20 protein-coding genes are annotated in these 24,977 nt (G+C 71.0%); 10 read left to right on the top strand and 10 right to left on the bottom strand.

The genetic code is table 11. The features are described 5' to 3' along the window. Positions 1–30 precede the first annotated feature (30 nt). From G567_RS0103720 to G567_RS0103695, 6 genes are all read left to right on the top strand, one after another. On the top strand, positions 31–1,278 hold the full coding sequence (locus G567_RS0103720; protein WP_028928911.1) for an ATP-grasp domain-containing protein: 1,248 nt from the start codon (positions 31–33) through the stop codon (positions 1,276–1,278). Next, positions 1,275–3,074, top strand: coding sequence for an IucA/IucC family protein (locus G567_RS0103715; RefSeq protein ID WP_028928910.1), 1,800 nt, complete (start codon positions 1,275–1,277; stop codon positions 3,072–3,074). The genes G567_RS0103720 and G567_RS0103715 overlap by 4 nt, the downstream gene beginning before the upstream one ends. Next, positions 3,071–4,888 (top strand): IucA/IucC family protein, encoded by a 1,818-nt coding sequence (locus tag G567_RS0103710; RefSeq protein ID WP_028928909.1) that lies wholly within the window; start codon positions 3,071–3,073, stop codon positions 4,886–4,888. The genes G567_RS0103715 and G567_RS0103710 overlap by 4 nt, the downstream gene beginning before the upstream one ends. Continuing rightward, complete coding sequence (locus G567_RS0103705) at positions 4,885–6,120, top strand: alanine racemase (RefSeq protein ID WP_028928908.1); 1,236 nt, start codon at positions 4,885–4,887, stop codon at positions 6,118–6,120. Before G567_RS0103710 ends, G567_RS0103705 begins: the two co-directional genes overlap by 4 nt. 90 nt (positions 6,121–6,210) lie before the next feature. After that, positions 6,211–6,879, top strand: coding sequence for a hypothetical protein (locus tag G567_RS35925; protein ID WP_028928907.1), 669 nt, complete (start codon positions 6,211–6,213; stop codon positions 6,877–6,879). Then, complete coding sequence (locus G567_RS0103695; protein ID WP_245585531.1) at positions 6,776–7,417, top strand: winged helix-turn-helix domain-containing protein; 642 nt, start codon at positions 6,776–6,778, stop codon at positions 7,415–7,417. Before G567_RS35925 ends, G567_RS0103695 begins: the two co-directional genes overlap by 104 nt. Here the strand turns inward: G567_RS0103695 and G567_RS26615 are convergent. Further along, positions 7,393–8,883, bottom strand: coding sequence for a sensor histidine kinase (locus G567_RS26615; protein ID WP_147200967.1), 1,491 nt, complete (start codon positions 8,881–8,883; stop codon positions 7,393–7,395). The two genes, G567_RS0103695 and G567_RS26615, sit on opposite strands and share 25 nt — an antisense overlap. A gap of 126 nt (positions 8,884–9,009) precedes the next feature. Between G567_RS26615 and G567_RS0103685 the strand changes: the two genes are divergently transcribed. From G567_RS0103685 to G567_RS0103665, 4 genes are all read left to right on the top strand, one after another. Beyond that, positions 9,010–9,627 (top strand): SACE_7040 family transcriptional regulator, encoded by a 618-nt coding sequence (locus G567_RS0103685; RefSeq protein WP_051232208.1) that lies wholly within the window; start codon positions 9,010–9,012, stop codon positions 9,625–9,627. 139 nt (positions 9,628–9,766) lie between these two features. Continuing rightward, a complete protein-coding gene (locus G567_RS26610) occupies positions 9,767–10,411 on the top strand; it encodes an AmiS/UreI family transporter (protein WP_051232206.1) in 645 nt (214 codons plus the stop codon). A 33-nt stretch (positions 10,412–10,444) separates the two neighbouring features. Beyond that, positions 10,445–11,698, top strand: a complete 1,254-nt coding sequence (fmdA, locus tag G567_RS0103675) for a formamidase (protein ID WP_028928904.1) — start codon at positions 10,445–10,447, stop codon at positions 11,696–11,698. Between the two features lie 323 nt (positions 11,699–12,021). Beyond that, entirely contained in the window at positions 12,022–12,276 is a 255-nt protein-coding gene (locus G567_RS0103665; RefSeq protein WP_028928903.1) for a hypothetical protein, read from the top strand. Between the two features lie 8 nt (positions 12,277–12,284). Here G567_RS0103665 and G567_RS0103660 read toward each other — a convergent pair whose 3' ends face one another. From G567_RS0103660 to G567_RS0103620, 9 genes are all read right to left on the bottom strand, one after another. Then, entirely contained in the window at positions 12,285–15,944 is a 3,660-nt protein-coding gene (locus tag G567_RS0103660) for a hydantoinase B/oxoprolinase family protein (RefSeq protein ID WP_211223833.1), read from the bottom strand. A 51-nt stretch (positions 15,945–15,995) separates the two neighbouring features. Continuing rightward, positions 15,996–17,645 carry a chaperonin GroEL gene (groL, locus tag G567_RS0103655; RefSeq protein ID WP_028928901.1) on the bottom strand — a complete coding sequence of 550 codons (1,650 nt, stop codon included), beginning with the start codon at positions 17,643–17,645 and terminating at the stop codon, positions 15,996–15,998. Positions 17,646–17,661: 16 nt separating this feature from the next. Beyond that, on the bottom strand, positions 17,662–18,687 hold the full coding sequence (locus tag G567_RS0103650) for an NAD(P)-dependent alcohol dehydrogenase (protein WP_028928900.1): 1,026 nt from the start codon (positions 18,685–18,687) through the stop codon (positions 17,662–17,664). Next, positions 18,684–19,445: an iron-sulfur cluster assembly protein gene (locus G567_RS0103645; RefSeq protein WP_028928899.1), complete on the bottom strand. Its 762-nt coding sequence runs from the start codon at positions 19,443–19,445 to the stop codon at positions 18,684–18,686. The genes G567_RS0103650 and G567_RS0103645 overlap by 4 nt, the downstream gene beginning before the upstream one ends. Continuing rightward, on the bottom strand, positions 19,442–20,467 hold the full coding sequence (locus tag G567_RS0103640) for an amidohydrolase family protein (protein ID WP_028928898.1): 1,026 nt from the start codon (positions 20,465–20,467) through the stop codon (positions 19,442–19,444). The genes G567_RS0103645 and G567_RS0103640 overlap by 4 nt, the downstream gene beginning before the upstream one ends. A 71-nt stretch (positions 20,468–20,538) precedes the next feature. Beyond that, complete coding sequence (gene mimD, locus G567_RS0103635; protein ID WP_028928897.1) at positions 20,539–20,895, bottom strand: propane 2-monooxygenase effector subunit MimD; 357 nt, start codon at positions 20,893–20,895, stop codon at positions 20,539–20,541. After that, a complete protein-coding gene (locus G567_RS0103630) occupies positions 20,892–21,992 on the bottom strand; it encodes an aromatic/alkene monooxygenase hydroxylase subunit beta (RefSeq protein WP_028928896.1) in 1,101 nt (366 codons plus the stop codon). The genes mimD and G567_RS0103630 overlap by 4 nt, the downstream gene beginning before the upstream one ends. Before the next feature lie 36 nt (positions 21,993–22,028). Continuing rightward, positions 22,029–23,081: a 2Fe-2S iron-sulfur cluster-binding protein gene (locus G567_RS0103625; RefSeq protein ID WP_028928895.1), complete on the bottom strand. Its 1,053-nt coding sequence runs from the start codon at positions 23,079–23,081 to the stop codon at positions 22,029–22,031. Positions 23,082–23,174: 93 nt separating this feature from the next. Then, on the bottom strand, positions 23,175–24,803 hold the full coding sequence (locus tag G567_RS0103620; protein ID WP_211223843.1) for a ferritin family protein: 1,629 nt from the start codon (positions 24,801–24,803) through the stop codon (positions 23,175–23,177). Between the last annotated feature and the right edge of the window lie 174 nt (positions 24,804–24,977).

The raw sequence follows: 24,977 nt of genomic DNA, 5'->3' as shown, positions 1-24,977 counted from the left end.
CCGGGACCACCAAGTGCCGGGAGACGCTCCGTGCCGCTATACCTGACCGCACTCAACCCGACCGACGCCGTGACCCACGGCCTGCTGCCCGCCGCCGCCCGGGTCGGGACCGAGGTCGTGCTGCTCACCGACAGCCCCGACGCCCACCGGGCCGCCTACGCCGGCCACCCGCACCCCCCGCGGGCCGTCGTGCCCGTCGCGGTGCGCGACGCCGCCGCGGTCGCCGCCCGGGTCCTCGCGCTACGCAGGCGGTTCGGGGCCGCGGAGGCACTGTTCAGCAACAGCGATCACCTGCAGACCCCGACCGCGCTCGCCGCCGAACTGCTCGACCTTCCGGCCAAGCCGTGGCGGGCGGCGCAGCGCTGCAAGCACAAGTTCCTGACCCGCCGGACGCTGGCGGCCGCCGGCCTGGACACCGTCGCCTGCGTCGAGATCGACGATCAGATCGACGTGGACGATACGGCCGCGATCGCCGCGGGGCTGCCCTACCCGGTGGTGGTCAAGCCGTGCGAGGGCGTGGCCAGCGAGGACGTCGTGCTGGTCCCCGACCCCGGCGCGCTCCGGACCCGGGTCGCCCAGATCCGCGCCCACCGCCCCGGCGCGGCCCTGCTGGTCGAGGAGTACCTGCCGGGGCCGGTGCGTACCTACGAGACCCTCGGCGACGGCGCCGCGCTGCACCACCTCGGCTCGTGGCGGACCGCGCTCGGGCCGCCGCCGCATTTCGCCGAGACCCGGCTGGACTGGGACCCGCTGCTGCCCGAGCCGGTGCACGCGCATCTGCGAGCCCAGCTCGCCGCACTCGGCGTCGGCCTCGGCGCCTGTCACACCGAGTTCGTCGTGCACGGCGACCGGGCCCGGATCATCGAGGTCAACTACCGCCTCATCGGCGACACCATGGATCTGGTCTGCGCCGAGCTGCTCGGCATCGATCTGTTCGCCATCCTGATCCGGCTGCACCGCGGCGAGTCGCTGCCCGCCGACCTGCCCGATCCGGCCCCGCTGGACCGCCACGCCCGGGTCGACTACGTCCTCGCCGACCGCGCCGGACGGCTCGCCGACGCGCCCGCGGAGGGCGTCGTCGACCTCCCCGAGGGGGTCCGGCTCGGCCACCGCCTGCTGCGCGCGGTCGGGACCAGCGCCGGATGGCACGGCACCAACCGGGACTACGTGGCCGTCGTGCACGCGATCGGCCCGGACGCCGCTCGGGTGAACACCGCACTGGACCGCTACCGCGCCGCCGCGGCCTGGCCGATCGAGCCCGCGGCGGCATCCGCGTGACCGCCACGGTGCCGGGCCCCGACGTCGCCGAACGCGACCTGCTGAGGCGGGTGCTCGACGCCCTGCTCCGGGAGGACCACCTCGGCCTCGCCAGCACGGGAGCACTGGTCCGCGACCCCGCGCTGCCCGCGGACCAGACCTGGTGGCGGGCGCCGCTCCGCGACGGGCGCCGGGTGGCGCTGCCGGTCCGGCCCGACGGGTTCCTCGCCGAGCACGCCGTCGCGGCCCCGATGCTCGTGCTGGACGGCCCGGACGCCGCGGCAGGCCCGGCGGTCGTCGACACCATGGCCGGGGCGCTTGCCGCGCTGGCCCCGGACGACGCCGAGGCGCGGGCCGGCTGGGCCGACTTCACCGAGGAGTGCGCGCAGGCCCTGGCCACCGCGCGGCTGCACGAGCGCGCCGGTCCGCGGCTGCGCGCCCGGCTGGCCGGCGAGGCCCCGGTCGCGGGGTTCGCCGGGCTGTTGCGCCACGAGGCGCTGGCCGCGCTGCGCGACCACCCCGTGCACCCGACCGGCCGCTGCCGCTGGGGGCTGAGCGAGGCCGAGCTGCGCCGTTACGCCCCGGAGTTCCGGCCGTCGTTCCCGCTGCGCTGGGCCATCGTCCCGAGGGCCCGGCTGCGCCTGTCCCCCGCGTTCGAGGCCGCCGGACCGCCGCGCTGGTGGCCGTACCCGTCCCAGCTGGGCGCCGAGCCGGGAGCCGACCGGGACCACCTCGCGGTGCCCGTGCACCCGCTCACCGCCGACCGCGGGATACCCGGCCTGGTCGCGGCCACCGGACCCGCCGTCACCCCCACCCTGTCCACCCGCACGGTCGCCCTCGACGCCGAGCCCGGCGTGCACCTGAAGCTGCCGTTGCCGACCGCGACCCTCGGGCGGCGCAACCGGCGCACGATCGCCCCGGGCACGCTGGCCGACGGCGACACCGTGCACCGGCTGCTCGCGGCGGTCCTGCGCCGGGAGCCGCGGCTGCGCCGCCGGATCCTGCTCGCCGACGAGTCGCAGTGGCTCGACAGCCCGGACGAGCTGCTGGCCGTGCTCGTCCGCCGCTATCCGGCCGAGCTCACCGGCGACACCCTCGTCCCCGTCGCCGCGCTGCTCGCCGCCGACCCGCACCACCCCGGGAGCACCCTGCTCGACAAGCTCGCCGCCCGGCACACCGGCGCGGACCCGGTCCTCTGGTTCGACGCCTACTTCTCCGCCCTGCTCGACTGGCACCTCGCGCTGTGGCTGCGTTACGGCATCGCGCTGGAGGCGCACCAGCAGAACATCGTCATCGCCACTCGTGACGGCGAGCCGGACTGGCTGCGGCTGGTCTACAAGGACGACGACGGCGCCCGGATCGACTGTGCCCGGCTGGCCGCCGTGCTCGGCCCGGATGCGCCGCTGCCGGTCGAGCCTGCCGCGTTCCACGACCGGCGGATCGCGGTATCGGACCCGGCGGAACTGGCCGATCTGGTCGTGACCATCACGCTGCACCTGTGCGTCGGCGCGCTCGTCGTCGAGCACGCGGGCGCGGACACCCACCGCCGTGCGCGGCTGTTCGCGCTGGCCGGCACCCGCATCGAGGAGGCGGCCCTGCGGTGGTGCGACCCGGGCGACCCCGGCTCGGTCGCCGCGGCCGGGCTGCTGCGCCGGCACGTGCTTGAGGCCGACCGCTGGCCGATCAAGGCGATGGTCACCGCGGGCACCCTGCTGCCCAAGCACCGGCTCGGCTGCGCCGATGTCAACAAGCACTACCGCCGCAGCGGACCCAACTACCTGCGCACGGGACGACGAACAGAACGGAGCGCACCGTGACCCTCTCCCTCACCGATGCCGCGGACCCGCGGGAATCCGCCACGGCCGGAGCGGACGCCGATCTGATGGCCGCGCACACCCTGCTCGGGGTGCTGGTCCGCGAGGTCGCCGGGCCGCAGCAGCAGACCACGGTGGCCGGGGAGCACCTGGTCGTCCGGCTGCCGCATACGGGTCGGCTGCTGCGCGCCCGGCTGCGCCGCTGCTCGCCGGTGGCCGTGCACCGCTTCGCTCCCGCCCCGGTGGAGCTGCGGACAGATCATCGGTGGGACCCGGTGGATCTCGAGCGGCTGGCGGCCATGGTCGGCGCGGAGCTGACCGTGCACACCGGACGGCGCAACGACGAGTTCATGCCCCAGGTGACCGCGAGCCGGGACGCGCTCGCCGAGATCCTGCGGACCCGGCCGGCCCGCCCGGCCCTGGTCGTCGCCGGGGTCGCGGGCGCCTACCTCGACTCCGAGCAGGCCCTGCTCGCGGGCCATCCGCGCCATCCCGCGCCGAAGTGGCGCCCGGGCGAGCACCGCCATTGGCGGCGCTACGCGCCGGAGGCCCGGACCGCGTTCCCGCTGCGCTGGCTCTCCGTCCCGGCCGAGCACGTGCTCGACCACTCCGTCGACGCGCACGCCGGGTTCGACGAGCACGCGTGCACCGCGGCATTGCTCGCCGGGCACCAGGAACGGATCGGCGCGGACCGCCGCGCGGTCCCGGTACACCCGTGGCAGTACCGGCTGCTGGCGGCCGACCCCGAGCTGGGACCGGTGCTGCGGGCCGCGCTGGCCCGCGGCGCGCTGCGGGACCTCGGCGAGGTCGGTGTCGCGTGCCATCCGACGGCGAGCGTGCGGACGCTCTACCAGCCCGAGGCCGACCGGTTCCTCAAGACCAGCCTCAACGTGCGGATCACGAACTGCCTGCGCAAGAACGCGGCATACGAGCTGGCGGGGGCCGTCGCGCTGACCCGGCTGCTGGAAGGCCCGTGCGCCGAGGTGGCCGCCGCGCATCCGGACTTCGCCGTACTGGCCGAGCCCGCCGCGCGCTCGGTGGAGCTGCCCGATCTCGAGCCCGGACCCCGGTATCGGCTGCTGGAGGCGCTGGGCACGATCGTCCGGTCCGGGCTGCGCGAACACGTGCGTGCCGGGGAGCGCGTGCATCTGGCGGGGACGCTGGCGGCGGAACATCCGGATCCGGCGGGCACCGGCACCCGGCTGGTCGATCTCGCCGCGCGGGCCGGGGCCGCCGATCCGGCCGGCTGGGCCACCCTGTGGTGGCGGCGCTACCTGTCGCTGCTGGTTACGCCGGTGCTGCGGTTGTGGGCCGAGCACGGTGTCGTGCTCGAACCACATCCGCAGAACGTGCTGGTCGTGGTGGGCCCGGACCAGCTGCCGGTCCGGGTGTTGGCGCGCGACCTGGAGGGCACCAAGCTGGTCGCCGACCGGCACGCCGACGCACTGGCGGCGCTGCCCGCCGACGTCGCGCGCGCCGTCGGCTACGACGAGGCGCGGGGCTGGAACCGGATCGCCTACTGTCTGTTCGTCAACCATCTGGCCGAGGTCGCCGGTGCGCTGACCGATCTGTCCGTCGCGGCCGGACCGGACGCGGGCCGGTTCGAGCAGCGGCTGTGGGAGATCCTCGCCGAGGTTCTGGCCGCCGCCGGCGCGGAACTCGGGGAACCCCCGCGGCTGCGCGCGCTGCTCGCCGGGGCGCCGCTACCGGCCAAGACGAACCTCCTGTTGCGCTGGGAGCGGGCGGCCGACCGGCACGCGGGCTATGTGCCGTTCCCGAACCCGATGGGCCGCAGGCTCGCCGAGGGTCCGCGATGAGCACCCTGCTGACCGGGGCGGTCGCCGCGACGGCGGTCGACCTCGCCGGCCGGGACGCGCTACCGGCCTACGTCTACGACCTCGACCATCTCGACGCGCACACCGCGGCGCTGTGCGCGGACGTGCGCACGGCCGGCGCCGCCGCCGGGCTGCGGCTGGAGGTGCTGCACGCGGTCAAGGCGAACCCGGACCCGGGCGTGCTCGCGACCGCCGCCCGGCACGTCGACGGGCTGGAGGTGGCCAGCGGTGGCGAGCTCGCCCACGTCCGGCGGCACATGCCCGGGGTGGAGCTGGCGTTCGGCGGGCCCGGCAAGACCGACGCCGAACTGGCCGCGGCGGTGGCCGCCCGGGTCGCCCGCTACCACGTGGAGAGCCGCACCGAGCTGCGCAGGCTGGACGCGGCCGCCCGCGCGGCGGGTGCGGTGGTCACGGTGCTGTTGCGGGTCAACATCCCGGGCGGCCCGGTGCAGGGTGCTGCGCTGACCATGGGCGGGACGCCGAGCCCGTTCGGCATGGACCCCGCGGAGGCGGACGCCTGCGCCGCCGCGCGCGCCGCGCTGCCGGGGGTGCGGATCGCCGGGGTGCACGCCCACCTCGCGAGCGGTCTGGACCCGGTGGGGTGCGCCGCCCAGGGGGCCGCGGTGCTGGGCTGGGCGCTGGACTTCGGGCGACGGCACCGGATGCGGCTCGACGAGGTCAACGTCGGCGGCGGTATGGCGGTGGACTACCACCGCCCTGACCGGTTGTTCGACTGGGCGGAGTACGGACGCCTGCTCGCCGGGCACGCCGCCGCGCACCGCGACGGGGGGGCCGAGCCGGTGCTGCGGATCGAGCCGGGCCGCGCGGTCAGCGCCTATTCCGGCTGGTACATCACCCGCGTGCTGGAGCTCAAGCGCAGCCACGGTGAATGGTTCGCGGTCTGCCTCGGCGGCACGCACCACCTGCGAACCCCCGCCGCAAAGGGCCACGACCAGCCGCTGGTGGTGCTGGCCACCGACGGCTGGGACCGGCCATGGGCGCGCCCGGACACCGGTGCCGAGGCGGCGGTGACCTTCGTCGGGCAGCTCTGCACGCCCAAGGACGTGCTGGCCCGCCGGGTCCGCGCGGGCCGGGTCCGCGCCGGAGACGTCGTGGTGTTCGCGCTGGCCGGCGCCTACGCGTACAACATCAGCCACCGCGACTTCCTGCTGCATCCGGGCCCGCACGTCGTGCACCTGGGCACGGCCGGATAGCCGGGCGCCCACCCCGCGGGCCGGTCGTCCTCAGCGTGGCTTCAGCGGCCGTCCGGACACTCGATCGCGTTCCCGGCCGGAGGAGAACGCATGATCAGAGAGTCCGACCTCGGGTCCGTCGACCGCGAGGCGCCGCCGCCCGTGCTCGGGGTCGTCCGCTACAGCCTGTCCGCGCTCTGCACGCTGGGCATCCTCGGGGCGATCGCCGAGGTCGGCGCTCCGAGCGGGCAGCACGCGGTGCCCTGGATCGCCGCGGCGCTGCTCACGGCGGCGCTGGTCATGCTGTTGCTTCCGGCCCGGTCCCGGCTGCTGCCGATCGCGCGGCTGCTCGGCCTCGTCGTCGTCGGCCTCGCCGCCTACGGCGTGGTCGAGCATCTGATCGCCAACCCGGCCCCGGAGGGTTTCGACCACGAGTTCAGCGCCTACTGGGCAAGCCTGTCCCCGCTCACCCGGTCCTGGTACGGCAGCGGCGACAGCCCGCTCGCACCCGGCATGCTGGGCCAGGCGGCGCTGCTGCTGCTGCTCGCGACGGCCGGGGTGGACCGCGGGTTTCCCCGGCTGCGGCGCGGGTTGCGCCGGTCCGCCCGCTGGGCGGCGGCCACCACGATCTACCGTCTGGGTCGTGCGGGTGCTGCTGGTCGAGGACGAACGTCCGCTGGCCGAACTGGTCCGGCGCGGCCTGGTTGCGGAGGGCCACTCCGTGGAGATCGCCTACGACGGCCCATCGGGGTTGGCGGCGGCGACCGAGGGCGAGCATGACGTCGTCGTGCTGGACATCATGCTGCCCGGGCTCTCGGGCTACCGGATCCTGGAACGGCTGCGCGCGGCCGGGGTCTGGACACCGGTGCTCATGCTCACGGCCAAGGACGGCGAGTACGACGAGGCCGACGCCTTCGACCTCGGCGCCGACGACTATCTGACCAAACCCTTCTCCTTCGTCGTGCTGCTCGCCCGGCTGCGCGCGCTGCTGCGCCGCGCCGGCGACGCGCGCCCGACCGTGCTGACCGTCGGCGATCTGCGGCTGGACCCGGCGCGGCACCGGGTGCACCGCGGCGACGTGGAGATCACGCTCACCCCGCGCGAGTTCGGGGTGCTCGAGCACCTCATGCGCCATGCGGGGGAGGTCGTCACCAAGACCGACATCCTGCGTTCGGTGTGGGACGCCCACTACGAGGGCGAGGTCAACGTCGTCGAGGTCTACGTCGGCTACCTCCGGCGCAAGATCGACTCCCCGTTCGGGACGCGGAGCATCGAGACCCTGCGCGGGGTGGGCTACCGCATGATCGAGCCGGGCTGAGCCCGGGCCCACGGCACGCCGACGGTTTCGGCATCGGCCGGGACCCGGTCGGACTCGGGGATCGCGGGCAGCCGCACCCGGAACAGCGCACCGCCGCCCGGCGCGTCCTCCACCCCGACGTCGCCCCCGTGCGCGGCCACCACCTCGGCCACGATCGCGAGGCCGAGCCCGGCGCCGCCGTCGGACCGCGCGCGGGCAACGTCGAGCCGGACGAACCGTTCGAAGATCCGCGCCCGCTCGGCGACCGGTACGCCGGGCCCGTCGTCGGTCACCTCGATCACGGCATCCTGACCGCTTCGTGTCACCGTGACGAGAACACGCGATCGAGCGTGCCTGCGGGCGTTGTCGACCAGGTTGCGGACCACCCGCAGCAGCTGCCCGCGGTCGCCGACCATCCGCACCGGCTCGGCCCGCACCTGCGGGGCCACCCCGCCCACCTCGCTCGGGCGGGTGCGCTCGGCCTGGACGACCTCGTCCAGGTCGACCTCCTCGCGGCGCGGCTGCAGGCCCCGCTCGTCTGCGCGGGCCAGCAGCAACAGGCCGTCGACGAGCCGGTTGAGCCGCTCGGTCTCGCCGCGCAGCGTGCCGACCGTCGCCGGGTCGATCCCGCCGGGTCCCGCCATCAGCTCCAGGCCGGTCGCGATGGTGGCGAGCGGGCTGCGCAGCTCGTGGCTGGCGTCGGCGACGAACCGGCGTTGGATCCCCTGCGCGTTCTCCAGCCGGGCCAGCATCGCGTTCATGGTCTCGGCGAGCCGGGCGACCTCGTCGTGGGCGGGCGGCACCGGTACCCGGCGCCCGAGGTCGCGGTCGGTCATGTCGGCCACCTGCGTGCGCATGGCCTCCACCGGCCGCAGCGCGCGCCCGGCGAACAGATAGGTGATCCATCCGGTGACCAGGACCAGGATCGGCACGCCGATGAGCACCATGACGAACACGGTGTCGACGGCCCGGTGAACGGGATCGAGCCGCTGCGCGGCGAGCACGACGATGGGCCGGTACTTGGTGTCGAACCCCTGCACGACGATCAGCGCCTCGACGCGCATCCCGTCGGACAGTTCGATGGTCCGCGCCGGCACGACCTCGGTCTCGCCCGGCGCCGGCATCAGCTCGCTCATCCGCGGCCGGTCGCCGAGCACGTCGGACGACCCGATGATCTGGATGTCGCCGCCGGGATCGTCCCTGGCGGAGTAGTCGGTGACGACCTGGACGAGATCGGTGCGTTTCCCGGTGGCATCGACCGCGTTCTGTTTGAGCTCGCCCTGGAAGTTCGCGGCGACCCGCTGTCCCAGCTGGGTGGTCTGCAGGCTCGCCGTGTTCTCCAGGGAGGCGCGCATCGACCGGTCGAGCAGGAAGACCAGGGCGGCCCCGGCCAGCACCAGCACGACCGCCACCGAGGCCGCCGCGGCCAGCGCGGTCGTCGCGCGCACACCCAGACGCGCCCGCAGCCGCCTACGGAACAGAGTCACTCACCCAGCGTAGGCGGCGTCTGCTGTGTGGCCGCTGAGTGGAGCTTGCGGAACGAACATCAGCGCTGAGGGGCGGCGCCCGCCCATGTGTTAGGGATCATTAACCAATCGCGCTAGGCTGGCCGGATGGCGGCTTCCCCCGGCGCCGGCGCCGCTGTCCCCGACAGCCCCAGCCGACGCGAGCAGATCCTCGGTGTGGCCGCTCAGCTCTTCGCCCGGCACGGATTCCACGGGGTGAGCATCGCCGACCTCGGCGCCGCCGTCGGCGTCAGCGGACCCGCGCTCTACCGGCACTTTCCCGGCAAGGAGGCGCTGCTCGCCGAGATGCTCATCAGGATCAGCGAGCACCTGCTGGCCGGCGGTCAGGAGCGTGCCGCGGCCAGCGACGACCCGCGCGAGATGCTCGCCGCGCTCATCGACTTCCAGGTCGACTTCGCGCTGCGCGAGCCCGAGCTCATCGTCGTGCAGGACCGGGACCTGGCCAATCTGCCGCCCGAGCCGCGTCGCCGGGTGCGGCTGTTGCAGCGCACCTACGTCGAGATCTGGGTGGACGTGCTGCGCCGGATCAATCCCGACCTGACCGCCGAGGCGGCCCGGATCGCCGCGCACGGCGCGTTCGGGCTGCTCAACTCGACCCCGCACAGCCGCACCCGGGCCGGCACCGCCGAGGTCGCGGCGCTGTTGCACCGGATGGCCTGGACGGCCCTGACAAACCTGACCCCGGCTGAGTCCCGGAAAGCCTGACTCAACAAGGGCCCTTTGGCCCTAGCCGAGCATCGGATTTAGCGCCACGGTGTCCCGCGCGCCAGGCCATCCTCCGCGCGCCTGATCACGATCCGCAATTTCCGCCCGGACGAGTGGATCCCTTCGAGGAGGACTCCAGATGGCGATCGTCGGCCTGTTGTACGTGGGTGCGGTTCTGTTCATCAACGGATTGCTGCTCATCGGCAGAGTCGATCCGAAAGCCGCGGCACCGCTGAACCTCTTCGTCGGTGCGCTGCAGGTCGTCACACCCACCTATTTGATCATTGCCGCCAATGGGGACCCGGCGCTGATCGCCGCCGCTGCCGGAATCTATCTGTTCGGTTTCACCTACCTCTACGTCGGGATCGGACTGCTGGCCAATCTCGACACGACCGGTGTCGGATGGTTCTCCCTATTCGTCGCAATTGTCGCGCTCGGTTTCTCATATGTGAACTTCCAGGCCGTCGAGAACCGCCCCTTCGGCGTGATCTGGCTGTACTGGGCGTTCCTGTGGGCACTGTTCTTCGTCGTCCTCGGGCTCAAACGCGAGGCGCTGACCCAGTACACCGGCTGGGTGACGATCATCCAGTCCTGGGTCACCGCGGCGATCCCGGCCATGCTGATCTTCACCGGCAGGTGGACCAACCCGAACGAGACCGCGCTCGCCCTCGCGATCTTCGGCGTCGTGGTGTTCCTGGCCCTGCTGCCGCTCGCCCGCAGGCGGCGGGCTCCGGAGGAAGTGGTTCCCACACCCACCCCGACCGTTCCGGCGGCCACGAGCTGATCCGGCGAGGTTGTCAACGTAAGGAGAACTGACATGCCAGATGTGGTGTTCAGCGTTGACCAGTCCAAGTCGATGCACGATCAAGCGGTGCCGGGGCACAACCGGTGGCACCCGGACGTACCGTCGGCGGTGATGGTGCGGCCCGGGCAGATGATCCGGGTGGAGTGCCGGGAGTGGACCGACGCGCAGATCGGCAACAACGACTCGGCCAACGACGTCCGCGATGTCGACCTGACTCGTTGCCATATGTTGTCCGGCCCGATCGGGGTGGAGGGCGCCGAACCCGGCGACCTCCTGGTCGTCGACATCCTCGACCTCGGCCCGGTCCAGGCCCCGCAGGAGTACGGCGATGCTCCCGGCCAGGGCTGGGGATACACCGGCGTGTTCGCCAAGGCCAACGGCGGCGGCTTCCTGACCGACTACTTCCCCGACGCCTACAAGGCGATCTGGGACTTCGCCGGCCAAGTGGCGACCTCGCGGCACCTGCCGGGCGTCCGCTACACCGGTATCACGCACCCCGGCCTCTTCGGCACCGCGCCCTCGGCCGAACTGCTCGGGCGCTGGAACGATCGCGAGCGGGCGCTGATCGCCACCGACCCGGACCGGGTCCCGCCGCTCGCGCTCCCCCCGCTCGCCGACAGCACGCTCGCCGGCACCGCGACGAGCTCGGTGGCCGAGGCGATCGCCCGCGACGGTGCACGCACGGTGCCCGCCAGGGAGAACGGCGGCAACCACGACATCAAGAACTTCACCCGAGGCTCCCGGGTCTTCTACCCGGTGCATGTCCCGGAGGCGAAACTCTCCGGTGGTGATCTGCACTTCAGTCAGGGCGACGGCGAGATCACGTTCTGCGGCGCCATCGAGATGGGCGGGTTCATCGACTTCCAGATTGATCTGATCAAGGGCGGTATGGAGACCTACGGGATCACCACGAACCCGGTCTTCATGCCGGGCAACGTGGAACCGCGCTACTCGGAGTTCCTGACCTTCATCGGGGTGTCGGTGGACCGCGAGACCGACGAGAACTACTACCTGGACGCGACGGTCGCCTACCGGAGGGCCTGCCTGAACGCGGTGGAGTACCTGAAGAAGTTCGGCTATTCCGGCGAGCAGGCCTACCTGCTGCTCGGCTCGGCGCCCATCGAGGGCCGGGTGAGCGGGGTGGTGGACATCCCGAACGCCTGCTGTTCGCTGTACCTGCCGACGGCCATCTTCGACTTCGAGGTGCGGCCGTCGGCCTCCGGGCCGGTCAGGGCCGACCGGGGCCAGTGCGCGGTGAGCTCATAGTCGCCACCCGCCACTGACGGTGGCCCGCGTGCCGCGCACCGGCGGCGCGCGGGCCGCTACTCCGCCTCGCCGCGGACGGCGTCGAGGAACACGGTCGGCCGCGCGGTGACCGTCACCGCGCCGCCGCAGTTCCAGCAGGTCGGCTCGCGGTCCGGATCACGGCCCTCCACCTCGCAGGACCTGCAGAGCCAATGGGCAACCACCTGGGCTCGCACCGCCGTCTCCCTTCCGGCACCCACCTACCTCAACGCTGGGTGACCGATCGCATTCGTTGCGATTAAGTATTGGGTAAACGGCGCCGCACCGTCTTTACTTGGAGGCCTATGCCACACGAACATTCCGAAAAGATCAGCATTCATCCGAAGCACCAGGCGCGGGACCGGTTCGGCAAGGAGGCGTTGCACACCGCGCACGGCATCACCGAAGCGCTGGCCGAGGCTGGCGTGGCCGACGACGGCGTCGTCGTGCTGCGCACGGACGGCAAACGGCACAGCTTCGCCGAGCTGGAGAAGCTCATCGACGACGCCCTCGCCGAGGACGAGGCCGCCGCGGGCGGAGCGGATCCCGGCCCGCCGTAGCCCCGGGCTCAGGTTCGCCCGTACCCGCCGCCACCCGGTGTTTCGACCACCAGCACATCCCCGGGGCGCACCGCGACCGAGTCACAGCCGCGCATCGGCACCACGGTGCCGTCGGCCCGCTCGACCCGGTTGGCTCCGAGGGAACCGGGCGCGCCGCCCGCCATCCCGTAAGGGGGGCGCCTGCGGTGGCCCGACAGCGTGCTCACCGTCATCGGCTCCCGGAACCGGATCCGACGCACCGCGCCGTCGCCGCCGCGCCAGGCGCCGGTTCCGCCGCTGCCCCGGCGGATCCGGAACTCGTCGAGCAGTACCGGGAAGCGCCACTCCAGCACCTCGGGGTCGGTCAGCCGGGAGTTCGTCATATGCGTCTGCACGACCGAGGAGCCGGCGAAACCGTCCCCGGCGCCGGAGCCCGAGCCCACCGTCTCGTAGTACTGGTGGTGCTCGTTGCCGAAGGTGACGTTGTTCATCGTCCCGGAGCCCTCGGCCTGGACGCCCAGGGCGGCATACAGGGCTCCGGTGATCGCCTGCGAGGTCTCGACGTTGCCTGCGACCACCGCGGCCGGGTATTCCGGCGCCAGCATCGAGCCCGCCGGGATGACGACCCGCAGCGGGCGCAGACAACCGTCGTTGAGCGGGATCTCGTCGGCGACCAGGGTCCGGAACACATACAGCACGGCCGCCGTGGCCACCGAGCTCGGTGCGTTGAAGTTCGTGCCCAGCTGCGCTGAGGTGCCGGTGAAGTCGATCACCGCAGACCGCGCGGCGCGATCGACCGTGACTCGCACGACGATCTGGGCGCCGGAGTCCATCTCGTAGCGGTACTCCCCGTCGCCGAGGGCGTCGATGACCCGGCGGACGGCCTCCTCGGCGTTGTCCTGGACGTGGCGCATGTAGGCCGTCACCACGTCGAGGCCGTAATGCTCGATCATCTTCCCGACCTCCGCGACGCCCTTGGCGTTCGCCGCGACCTGGGCGCGCAGGTCGGCGAGGTTGGTTTCCGGGCTTCGGGACGGGTGGGGCGCGCCGGCGAGCAGCTCCCGGGTCTCGGCCTCCCGGAACCGGCCCCCGGTGCCGTCCCCGGCCGCCACCAGCAGCCAGTTGTCGAAGAGCACGCCCTCCTCGTGTACCTCCCGGCTGTCGGCCGGCATCGAACCCGGGGTGATCCCGCCGATCTCCGCGTGGTGGCCGCGGGAGGCGACGAAGAACAGGATCCGCGGCTCCGGACCCGCCGCGGAACCGAACACCGGGGTGATCACCGTGATGTCGGGCAGGTGGGTGCCGCCGTGGTACGGGTCGTTGACGGCGTAGACCTCGCCGGGCCGCATCCGTCCCCCGCTGCGGCGGATCACCTCCTTGACGCTCGTGCCCATCGACCCGAGATGCACCGGGATATGCGGGGCGTTGGCGATGAGGTTGCCGTCGGGGTCGAACAGCGCGCAGGAGAAGTCGAGCCGCTCGCGGATGTTGACCGACTGCGCCGTCGATTCCAGCGCCGCCCCCATCTGCTCGGCGATCGACATGAACAGGTTGTTGAAGATCTCCAGCAGCACCGGGTCGGCCGCGGTGCCGACGCCGGCGTCCCGGAGGGCCGCCACCCGCCGCAGCAGCAGATGTCCCTGCGGGTCCATCGTGGCCTGCCAGCCCTCGTCCACCACCGTGGTGGCGTTGGCCTCGGCGACGATCGCCGGTCCCTCTACGGTCGCGCCGGGTACCAGCCGCTCCCGCTGGTGCAGCGGCGCGTCGCGCCGGCGCTCGCCGGCATGGATCCGGACCGTCGCCACCGGCTCCGGGCCCGTGTCCGCACCGGGGTCGGCACCGGCTCCGGCGAGGTCGGAGAGGTCGGGCTGGTCGGTGCGGCCGACCGCCTCCACCGAAATCGCCTCCACGATCAGGGGACGGTCCATCAGGAACGAGTAGGTCTGCCGGTAGCCGTCCGCGAACTCGCTGCTCATCGCGCCGAGGTCGATCGGGTCCGGCAGGTCCACCAGCACCGCGGTGTCGGTGCCGTCGTAGCGCAGGTGCGCGCGGCGGACCACGCCGACCCGCTCGCCGGGCACGCCCTCCGCGCGCAGCTCGGCGCGCGCCGCGACCTCCAGGTCGTCGGCCACCTCGCGCAGCCGCGGCGTGACCGCCGGCTCCAGGCGGGCCTCCACCGACTGCTGGCGCATCACGGTGGTGTCGGCCAGACCGATGCCCAGCGCGGACAGCACGCCGGCCGCCGGTGGAACCAGCACGGTGTGGATTCCCAAGGAGTCGGCCACCGCGCAGGCGTGCTGGGCGCCCGCGCCGCCGAACGTGGTGAGCGCGTACTCGGTGACGTCGTGGCCCCGCTCGACCGAGATCCGCTTGATCGCTCCGGCCATGTTCGTCACCGCGATCGCCACATAGCCCTCGGCGACCTGTTCGGGCGTGCGATCGTCCCCGGTCGCCCGGCGGATCTGCTCGGCCAGCTCGGTGAACCGTCGACGCACCACGTCGGCGTCCAGCGGCTGGTCGCCGTCGGGCCCGAAGACGTGCGGGAAGTGGTCCGGCTGGATCCGGCCGAGCATCACGTTCGCGTCGGTGAGGGTGAGCGGGCCGCCGCCCCGATAGCAGGCGGGCCCCGGATAGGCGCCCGCCGAGTCGGGGCCGACCCGATACCGGCTGCCGTCGAAGTGCAGGATCGACCCTCCGCCCGCGGCCACCGTGTGGATCGCGAGCATCGGCGCGCGCAGCCGGACCCCGGCCACGAGGGTGTGGAACACCCGCTCGTAGTCGCCGGCGAAATGCGAGACGTCGGTGGACGTCCCACCCATGTCGAACCCGATGACCTTGTCGAACCCGGCCAGCTGCGACATCCGCGCCATCCCGACGATGCCGCCCGCCGGCCCGGACAGGATCGCGTCCTTGCCGCGGAAATGCCCGGCCTCGGCGAGACCACCACTGGACTGCATGAACATCAGCCGCACGCCGGGCAGCTGCCCGGCCACCTGGTCGATATAGCGGCGCAGCACCGGTGAGAGGTAGGCGTCGACGACGGCGGTGTCCCCGCGCGGGACCAGCTTCATCAGCGGGCTGACCTCGCTGGACAACGAGATCTGGGAGAAGCCGATCCGTTCGGCGAGCTTGCCGATCGCCTGCTCGTGGGCGGGGTGCAGGTGGCTGTGCATGCAGACGACGGCGAGGGCCCCGATGCCGTCGTCGTGCGCGCGACGCAGGTCCTCGCCGAGCCGCTCCAGGCCGGGGGCGCGCAGCACCGTGCCGTCGGCCTGGATCCGCTCGTCGACCTCGATGACGCGTTCGTAGAGCAGTTCCGGCAGCATGATCTGCCGATCGAAGATCCGCGGGCGGTTCTGGTAGCCGATCCGCAGCGCGTCACCGAAACCGCGGGTGATCACCAGCGCGGTCCGCTCACCCGTGCGTTCGAGCAGCGCGTTGGTGGCCACGGTGGTGCCCATCCGGACCTGCTCGAGCAGGTCCGCGGGCACCGGATCGTCCGCGGTGAGGCCGAGCAGCGTCCGGACGCCGGCCACCGCGGCGTCCGGATAGCGCGCCGGGTTCTCCGACAGCAGCTTGTGGGTGATCAAGCCGCCGTCCGGCCGCCGGGCGACGATATCGGTGAACGTGCCGCCGCGGTCGACCCAGAACTGCCACTGCCGCGCCGCCACGCCCGTCTCCCAGCTCACCGACCCCTGTGAGTGCGTAACAGCGTTAGAACACTGTTACGCACTCACAGGCTAGTAGATGTTGGAGGGGCGGACCATGCCCTCGGCGAGGTCGCCGAACTGCGGGTCGACAATCGCGCCGGGGTTGTTGATGATCTCCTCGACCAACAGGGTCTCCGTGGTCAGGATGAGCGCCGCGATCGAGGCCGCGCTCTGCAACGCGGAGCGGGTGACCTTCAGCGGATCGAGCACACCGGCCTCGAACAGGTCGACGCACCGCCCCGTCGCCGCGTCGAAACCCCGGCCGGGTGGCAGCTCGGCGACGTCGCGCAGGATCTGGTCGCCGTCGTGGCCCGCGTTGATCGCGATCCAGCGCAGCGGTTCGCCCAGGGCGTACCGCACGATCTCGGCCCCGCAGCTCGCGTCCTCGCCGTCGACCTGCAGCCCGTCCAGCGCGGCGCGGGCGTGCAGCAGCGCGGTACCGCCCCCCGCGACCACGCCCTCGTCGATGGCCGCGCGGGTGGCGGCCAGCGAGTCCTCGACGCGGTGCTGCTTCTCCTTGAGCTCGACGCCGGTGGCGGCGCCGACCTCGATCACCGCGACGCTGCCGGACAGCCGCGCGATCCGATCGGCCAGGAAGTCCTGGTCCTGCTCGTTCTGGGCGCGCTCGAACTCCCGCTTGAGCTGCTCGATCCGCCGCGAGACGCTCTCGGCCGAACCCGCGCCCCCCACGATCGTGGTCTCGTTCTCGGTGACGGTGATCCGGCCGCAGCGGCCGAGCTGGTCGAGCGTGACCGCCTCCAGGGTCAGCCCGGCGTCGCCGGTGATGACCTTGCCGCCCACGACCGCGGCCGCATCGGTGAGCTGGGCCAGCCTGCGGTGCCCGAAGCCGGGCGCCCGGACGGCGACCGAGCGGAACGTCTCGTGGACGTTGTTGGCCACCAGCATGCCGAGCGCGGGTCCGTCCATGTTCTCGGCGACGATCACGAGCGGCCTGCCGGTCGGCCGGACCTTCTCCAGGACGGGCATGAGGTCCTGCACCTTCGAGATCTTCTCGTTGGTGAGCAGGATGTACGGGTCGGTGAACACCGTCTCCATGCGGTCGGTGTCGGTGGCCATGTACGGCGAGATGTAGCCGTGGTCGAACACGAGGCCGTCGACGAAATGCACGTCCATGCCGAACGCCGCCGACTCCTCGACGGTGACGATGCCGTCCTGGCCCACCCTGCTCATCGCGGCGGCGATGACCCGTCCGATCCGCGGGTCGTTGGCGGCGAGCGTGGCCACCCGCAGCAGCTCGGCCTCGCCCTCGACCCGGCGGGCACCGGCCGCGAGCGCCTCGGTCACGGCCTCGACCGCGTCCTCGATACCGCGGCGCAGCGCGATCGGGTTGGCGCCGCGCTCCACGGCCAGCAGGCCCTCGCGGACCATGGCCTGGGCCAGCACGGTGGCCGTGGTGGTCCCGTCCCCGGCGACGCCGTTGGTCTTGGTGGCCACCTCCTTGACCAGCTGCGCGCCCATATTGGCGAACGGGTCGCGCAGCTGGATCTCCCGGGCGATCGTCACCCCGTCGTTGGTGATCGTCGGCGGGCCGGTCAGCTTCTCGATGACGGCGTTGCGCCCCTTGGGGCCCAAGGTCACCTTCACCGCGTTGGCCAGGGTGTCGACCCCGGCCTGCAGCAGCTGGCGTGCCTCGACGTTGAACCGCAGGTCCTTGGCCATGATGGGTCCTTCCGGATCAGGGGACGAGGATGGCGCGGCCCCGGACCTTGCCCTGGTCAAGGTCGTTGAGGGCAGCGGCGAACTCCTCGAGGGGGTAGCGAGCGGTGTGCAGGGTGACCAGGCCGCGGGCGGCCAGCACCATCAGCTCGGACAGGTCGCTGTAGGAACCGACGAGGTTCCCCACGAAGTTGATCTCGGTGGAGATGATGTCGATGGTCGGGACGTCGACCCGGCCGCCGTAGCCGATGACGTAGTAGCTCCCGGCCCGGCGCAGCATCGCCACCCCGTCCTCGACGGCGCCGCCCTCGCCGACGAAGTCGAGCACCGTCTCCGCGCCGTTGCCCCCGGTGAGGTCCTTGACCGCATCGACCTGGTCGCCGTCGGCGCGCACGATGTGGTGCGCCCCGACCTGTTCGGCGAGGGCCAGGGCCTCCCAGGAGCGGTCGACGACGACGATCTCGGCGGCGGACAGCGCCCGCAGCACCTGGATGCCGATGTGCCCGAGGCCGCCGGCCCCGATCACGACGACCTTCTGCGAGGGCCGCAGATGCGCGGCGGCCTTGCGCACGGCATGGATGGCGGTCAGGCCGGCGTCGGCCAGCGCCGCGACGGCCGCGGGCTCCAGCGACGGGTCGAGTTTGACCACGGAGCGAGCGTTGGTCTTCAGCAGCTCCGCGTAGCCGCCGTCGCTGTCGATGCCCGGAAACCGGGAGTTGGCGCAGTGCACGTCGTCGCCGTCCCGGCAGGCCGCGCACAGTCCGCAGGTCACGAGGGGATGCAGGATCACCGGATCGCCGACGGCGACGTTGCTGACCGCATTGCCGACGGCGTGCACCCATCCGGCGTTCTCGTGGCCGATCGTGTAGGGCAGCACCACGCCCGACTTCTGCTCCCACTGGCCCTCGATGATGTGCAGGTCGGTCCGGCAGACCCCGGCTCCGCCGACCCGCACGATCACATCCAGCGGCCCGGTGATCTCCGGCTCGGGAACCTCCACCAGCGCGGGCTGCTGGTCGTACTTGCTGAGCTGAACCGCTCTCATGGACGTTCCCTCTCCTCGCCGGCGGGACCGGTCTCGCCGGTGCCGGCTCCGTACCGTGTGGTCAGCAGCCCGCGGCAGAACGCCGAGTTGCCCTCGACGCTGACCCGGACCGCCTTGGCGAACCGCAGCCGCCGTGCCACCTCGGCGGACGGAACCGGACGGCCCTGCTCGTCGACGACGAGCAGGGCGTCCGGGTCCGTCGAGAGGCCGACGTCGCGGCGCCGCCGCAGCAGCCCGGACCGGCCCGCCGACTCGGGGACGTCGCGCAGCCGGACCTCGGCGAGGCAGTCGATCTTCCAGCCCTGCTCGACCAGGTGCCGGTACACCCGGTCGAGGCAGGCCAGATGCGCCTTCTGCCGGAAGGTGCGGCGCAGCTCGTCGAGCTCCGCGGTGGCCTGGCCGGGGAAGGAGCCGGCGAAGCCGGCGTCCGCCGCGACCCCCGCATTGATCTCCTCCGCGGCGAAGTGGTCCTCGAGCGCGACGTCGACCTCCACCACGCCGGCCAGCTCCTGGACCGCGTCGTGGGCGTCGGCCACCATCAGGTAGGCGAAGTTGGGGGCGCAGAAGTACGTGGGCAGCCGCAGCCGGACCCGCACTCCGCTGTCCGGTCCTCCCTGCTCGGTCGCATGGACCGACAGCTCGTGGACGAAACCGAGGTCGGTGATCGGTTCATCGAGCTCGGGATCGCGCACGGCGCCCAGCGCCCGCCAGACGGCCTCGCGGACGGCCCCCGGCCTGACTCCGGCTGCGGCAGTCACGCCGGCACCGCTCCCGCGACCCGCGACCCACCGTTCATCGACGCGGTGACGCTCGCCGGCACCTCGAGGTCGTAGAGCCGGGCCGCGTTGAGCCCCAGGATCTTCTTCTTGACATCGGTGGTCAGCACGCCGTACTCGGCCTGCATGTCCTCGGGGATCTGGAAGTCGACGAACTTCTCGACCAGCCACTTCGGGTGCCAGATCGCGTAGTCGCTGGAGAACGTCAGCCGGTTCTCGTCCAGCCAGTACAGCAGCTCACCGATGATCTGTGCGAAGTACCGCGGGCGGGTGTGGATGAACGGCATCGCGACCGACAATCCACCGTAGACGTTCGGCTCCTGCGTGGCGATCCAGCAGAAGTCCTCCAGCCGGGGCAGGCCGACGTGCTCGATGATGAAGTTCAGGTCGGGGAACGCCGTGGCCACATCGTCGACGTCCGCGACGTCGAATGCGTCCCGGTTGAGCGGGTAGATCGTCGGGCCCTTGTGAATGTGGATATTGCGGATGCCGAGCTGCTCGCAGCGCTCCAGGTAGCGGTAGCACCACGGGTCGGTGAGTTTGTAGCCCTTGGACTCGCCCTTCCATTCGGCGGTGTAGAGCTTCACGCCCTTGAGGTTCCACCGCGCGGCCTGCCGGTCGAAGGCCTCGAGGCCGCCCTCACCGTCGCGCGGGTCGAAGGCGCCGTTGGCGATGAGCCGGCCCGGATGCCGCTCGGCCACGGCGCCGTTGCGCTCGGTCGTGTTGAACCCGTTGATGTAGAAGTCGGTGAGATAGGTGGGCTGGAAGATGCCCACATCGACGTGGCCCTCCTCGAACAGGTCGCGCACCAGGTCCTGCTCGGTATAGGCGGCGAACTTCTCCGGTGACCAGAGGTATTCCTCCGGCGAGAGATTCTTGTGGTAGTCGTAGAAACAGTTCGTGAACCCCTCCCCATAGCGGTTTCGCTGGTTCGCGGGGGTGCCGTCCCAGAAGTGGATGTGGCTGTCCACGACGAAGTAGTTCTCGCCGTCCTTGGCGTACATGTCGCTACCCTCGGTTTCTGCGTGTATGTGGGATTCGGGGCCGACCCGCACCACAGGTCGGCCCCGACGACTCAGTCGACCGGCCGGAGATCGAAGTCGATGTACTCGGCGGCGTCCTCGGGATTGGCGAAGAGCATCGTGCGGTCGTCGAAGTGCACCATGCGCCCGTAGTGGGTCGACATGATCTCCTCGAAGTCGGTCTGGTCGAACTCCGAACCCACGATGTCAGTGATCTCGTCGAAGTCGAAGATCAGCACGTTCTTCGCGTCGACCCGGATCATCGAGGGGAACTCCTCGACCGTGACCCCCTCCTTGCCGCGCAGGATGTCGGCGACGATGTAGCCGATCTGGTTGTTCATCAGGGTGACCCCGCACATGTTCGACGACGCGGTGGCGGCGCCGAACTGGGGCTTTTGGGTGCTGGTCACAGGGACAACTCCTTCGGCTCGGGCAGGTCGAGGTCGGCGAGGAAGGTGCGGAAGCCGTCGGCCGCGGCGGCCCACGAGTCGGCGAAGGTCATCACCTTCTCGTGCGGCTGCGACCAGATGGGCTGCAGTTCATGGGCAGCGCGGACGGAAAGCGGCACCCACCGCGACAGCCATTCCGAGAGCAGCGCCTTGTTGTGCTCGCCGTGGTTCTCATCGGCAGTGAGCATCCGGAACAGCACCCGGGTGTAGCGCTGGTCGCGGTCGTAGTCGTTCTCACCGGCGCCGACGAGGGCCGGAGTCACGTAGTCACCGTTGCGGGCGGCGACCTGCATCACCAGATGGCTGCGGAACAGCACGCCCACCAGGGACTCGAAGATGACGTTGGCCGCGAACAGTGACTCGGCCCAATCCCCGATGGCCGTCAGTCGCTCGACGTTCTCCCGCACGCCCTGCCACACGGGGTCGCCGTGCCAGGTCTGCCGGTGGATCTTGCCGTCGAAGTCGATGTCGGACTCGGAGAGGTCGAGGTTGTAAAGCGCCAGGTCCTGGGCGAACCGCAGCTTATGGGTGCTGTTCACCGCGATGGCGTTGTTGATCATGTTGGTGGGCGCCGACCGCTGCTCGGACAGGAACACGTGCATGCCCAGCCCGTGCTCGGCGTGCATCCACGCGCCGAGGTGCTTCTCGACGAACCTGGTCCAGCTCGTCGACCAGTTCTTGTAGGCGCCCGCCTTCTTGGCATTGTTCAGGTTCAGCTGGATCTGACGCACAACGTTGGCGTTGTTGCGCAGGATCGTCTGCTCCCATTCCTCGTTCGGGTCGAGGAACGTGTGCCAGTCTGTCGACCGAAGTGCGGTCCATTCCTTCGGATAGCCGCCGGGTCCGTCACCGAATCCGTAGATCCACCCCTGGGTGAGGTGCCGGTCGGGGTCGGGCTGAACGTCGACGGTGACGTCCTCATACATCGTGGAACGCAGCTTGGCGGGCTTGAAGTAGTTATAGGTACGACTCTTCGAGCTCGGGAACTCGAGCAGTCCAGCCTCGGCACCCGTGAATTCGGGCTTCGGGAAGCTGCGCTCTGTGGTGGGGCTCGCCATCGAGCTCTCCTCTCAAGGTCGGTCGTGGAAACCGGGCTATTCGGCGGCGGCCGCGGTGATCGTGAACTTGTCGTAGAAGACCTGGTCCTTGGGCACCCCGAGGCTGTCCAGCAGCGGCAAGGCGGCGTCGATCATCGGCGGCGGACCGCACAGGTAGACGTCGCATTCGGCCAGGTCCGGCTCACGGTCCGCGAGGACCTTGGTGACCAGGCCGGTGGCACCGCCGGGATGTGCCGCCGGCCAGTCGTCCGGCCAGCTCTCCGAAAGGCACGGAACGAACGTGAAGTTGGGCAGCCGCTCGACGAGTGCGGCGATCTCGTCGTTCATAATCAGGTCACGCTCGGTCCGGGCGCCGTAGTAGTAGACGACCTCGCGGTCGCTGCCGCTGGCGGCCATCTGGCGCAGCAGGGCCAGCAGCGCCGACATGCCGGCGCCCCCGGCGGCGAAGACCAGCCGACGGTCCGACGCCACCCGCAGGGTGAACGCGCCGTACGGACCGGTGAGCATCAGCGGGTCGCCGACGGCCAGCTCGCCCGCGAGCTTCTCGGAGAACAGCCCGCCGGGGTAGCGCTTGATGATGAACTCCAGCGCGCCGTCGCCCGGCGATGCGCAGGCCATGGAGAACGAGCGCCGCTCGTCTGTCCCCGGTACCGAGACGTCGATGTACTGGCCGGGGTGGAACCGGAAGCCCGATGCGTCCTCCAACGCCAGCCGGACATAGGAGATGTCGTGGCTGAGGTCTGAGATCTCCGCGATCCTCGCCTGGGTGGTGACCACCGGCAGGCCCGAGCGGATCATGTCTTCGTCGAAGTTCTCGAGCTCGATCTCCAGGTCGCTGAACGCGTGTGCCCGGCACATCAGCACGTAGCCCTCGTCGCTCTCGTAGTCCGCGAGCGCGAACGTCGAGTAGCGGCCCATCTGGACGTCGCCGTCCAGCACGAAGGCCTTGCACGCCGAGCACTGGCCCTCTCGGCACCCGTGCATCAGCGAAATCCCCTGACGGAACGCGGCGTCGAGGACGGTCTCGTCCTCCGCCGCCTCGATCTCGATCCCGACCGGCTCGAACCGGATGGTGTGTTTGTCGCTCATCGGAACGCACTCCTCACCGTGCGTGATGGGTGGTGGCCGGCCGGCAGCCGCGAGGTACCCTGCGACGTGCCGGCCGACCACCTCCCACGAGGATCAGGCGACCGAGGGGGTCACGTTCGGGTTGGCTTTGTAGGCCGCGACGTGCGCCTCGCGCTCCTCGTCGGACATCTGGTTCAGCAGCACGTTCGGGCTGGAGAACTCGATGCCCCGCAGGTTGTCCAGGGTCCAGAGCTTCTTCGGGTCGTCGAGGTCCAGGTGCGGCTGCGGGATGAGGGTGTTGCCGTCGTCCCGGACGTAGCCCAGCTCCTTGACGATGTCGGCGAGGTCCTGGCCGTGGTGCAGCGTCTCCCATTCGCGCTTACCGGTGAGCCGACCCATGTTCGGGGTCGCCCGGCCCTCGTACTCGGGCCGGAACGCCACGGTGTCGGTCCAGTGGCAGGTCTCCGAGCAGTAGGTGCGCCACTGGTCGTCGACCTTGTCGGTGACCATGTCCTCGCGGATGAGGCAGGGCACCATGCAGGTCCAGCAGCGGTGCGGGTACTGGTAGCCGACCTCCTCGAACGCGATCGGCTTGTGCCCGTTGGGCTTGCTCAGCCGCGCGTAGGCCTCCCACCACTTGCCGAACTGGTTGTACCAGCCCGGGTACTTGTGCTCGAACCACTCGAAGTCGTCGTCGGTCATCGGGTCGATGCGCCAGTAGTTGACCGGCCATCCGGTGGCGAAGAACTGGGCCACCCGGTGCACGTAGAACCCGTGGTTGATCCGCTCCCAGGCCCTCTCGACCAGGTCGTGCGGGATGACCAGGCCGTACTTCTCCAGCGGGATGAGGTAGCTGCGGTAGTAGTCGTCGTAGATCCACCGCTGCCACATCTCGGCGTAGCTGTCCCGGTCCTTGCGGCGGTCCTTGCTGCCGTACTCGATGAACGTGCCGATCGCGGCGTCGACCACGCAGTGGTTGTTCCACCAGGCGTAACGCAGGTCGCGCTCGAGCAGCTTGCGGTTGTCCTCGTCGGCGAGCGCCATCAGCAGGATCGAGTAACCGTTGCTGATGTGGCGGGACTCGTCGGACTGCACCGAGTGGAACACCGTCGGCAGCAGGTAGTCACCATTGGCCGCAGCCTCGCTGGGCATGGCGACGAACAGGGTGTTGGTGAATGCCGTCTCGGCCACCACCGTGAGGTAGATGTTCGCCGCCGTGATCGCGTCCCCGGTGATGAACCCCTCGCCGAACTGCCGGCCGATGGTGCCCGCGTAGTTGTTCGCGAACGCCTTCTCGGTCATATCGAACCCGGCCGGGTCGATGTAGTGGTTCATGTAGAGGCGCTTGAGGTTCATCTGGATCGTGCTGTGCCGAACCTCGTCGATCATCTGGACCGCGAGCCCGTTGTGAATCTCCGGGTTGGGCACCGCGTCGATAGCCATCGGCATGGCCCGGGCCGCCGAGATCTCCGGGAACGGGATGATCGACAGGAACAGCTTCTGCCACTCCATCCAGCGCTCCTGGACCTGCCGGAACATATTGCCCCGGATGGCACCGTCCATCGCGCCGAAGACGCGGTTGTCCTTTTCTTCCTCCATCGGGAAGTACGACCGAAGGATCTGCTTCAGCGGGTCCTTCTTCGGGGCCTTGTCGAACGTGTAGTCCGTGCCGAAACGCTTCGCGGGCGTCGCGAACGTGGGCTCCCAGGACAGCTCCGTGATCTTCTTGTGGGCCTTGCTCATGCTTTGCCGGCTCACGCCAGACCTCCTGCGTCGGGTGTAAGGGATTCGGTGCGAAGGGCCGCGTCTGACATCCAGCGGCTCGGATGTCCGCTGTTGCCCACCGTTCGGTGCCAGCAATCACACATGAGTTCGGCAACACCGACCGTCTCAAAGCTGAGAACCGCAGGTCCGAGG

Origin of the sequence: Pseudonocardia asaccharolytica DSM 44247 = NBRC 16224 (genome assembly GCF_000423625.1) — a bacterium.
Lineage (GTDB): Bacteria > Actinomycetota > Actinomycetes > Mycobacteriales > Pseudonocardiaceae > Pseudonocardia > Pseudonocardia asaccharolytica.
The sequence above is the reverse complement of the archived record's forward strand: the minus strand, read 5'-3'. Positions and strand labels throughout refer to the sequence as shown.

What these genes read in the sequence shown, in the direction of transcription:
- G567_RS0103705 (WP_028928908.1), top strand. Translation starts at nt 4,885, where the DNA reads ATGAGCACCCTGCTGACCGGGGCGGTCGCCGCGACGGCGGTCGACCTC.
- G567_RS35925 (WP_028928907.1), top strand. Translation starts at nt 6,211, where the DNA reads ATGATCAGAGAGTCCGACCTCGGGTCCGTCGACCGCGAGGCGCCGCCG.
- G567_RS0103685 (WP_051232208.1), top strand. Translation starts at nt 9,010, where the DNA reads ATGGCGGCTTCCCCCGGCGCCGGCGCCGCTGTCCCCGACAGCCCCAGC.
- G567_RS26610 (WP_051232206.1), top strand. Translation starts at nt 9,767, where the DNA reads ATGGCGATCGTCGGCCTGTTGTACGTGGGTGCGGTTCTGTTCATCAAC.
- fmdA (WP_028928904.1), top strand. Translation starts at nt 10,445, where the DNA reads ATGCCAGATGTGGTGTTCAGCGTTGACCAGTCCAAGTCGATGCACGAT.
- G567_RS0103665 (WP_028928903.1), top strand. Translation starts at nt 12,022, where the DNA reads ATGCCACACGAACATTCCGAAAAGATCAGCATTCATCCGAAGCACCAG.
- groL (WP_028928901.1), bottom strand. Translation starts at nt 17,645, where the DNA reads ATGGCCAAGGACCTGCGGTTCAACGTCGAGGCACGCCAGCTGCTGCAG.
- G567_RS0103650 (WP_028928900.1), bottom strand. Translation starts at nt 18,687, where the DNA reads ATGAGAGCGGTTCAGCTCAGCAAGTACGACCAGCAGCCCGCGCTGGTG.
- G567_RS0103640 (WP_028928898.1), bottom strand. Translation starts at nt 20,467, where the DNA reads ATGTACGCCAAGGACGGCGAGAACTACTTCGTCGTGGACAGCCACATC.
- G567_RS0103630 (WP_028928896.1), bottom strand. Translation starts at nt 21,992, where the DNA reads ATGGCGAGCCCCACCACAGAGCGCAGCTTCCCGAAGCCCGAATTCACG.
- G567_RS0103625 (WP_028928895.1), bottom strand. Translation starts at nt 23,081, where the DNA reads ATGAGCGACAAACACACCATCCGGTTCGAGCCGGTCGGGATCGAGATC.
- G567_RS0103620 (WP_211223843.1), bottom strand. Translation starts at nt 24,803, where the DNA reads ATGAGCAAGGCCCACAAGAAGATCACGGAGCTGTCCTGGGAGCCCACG.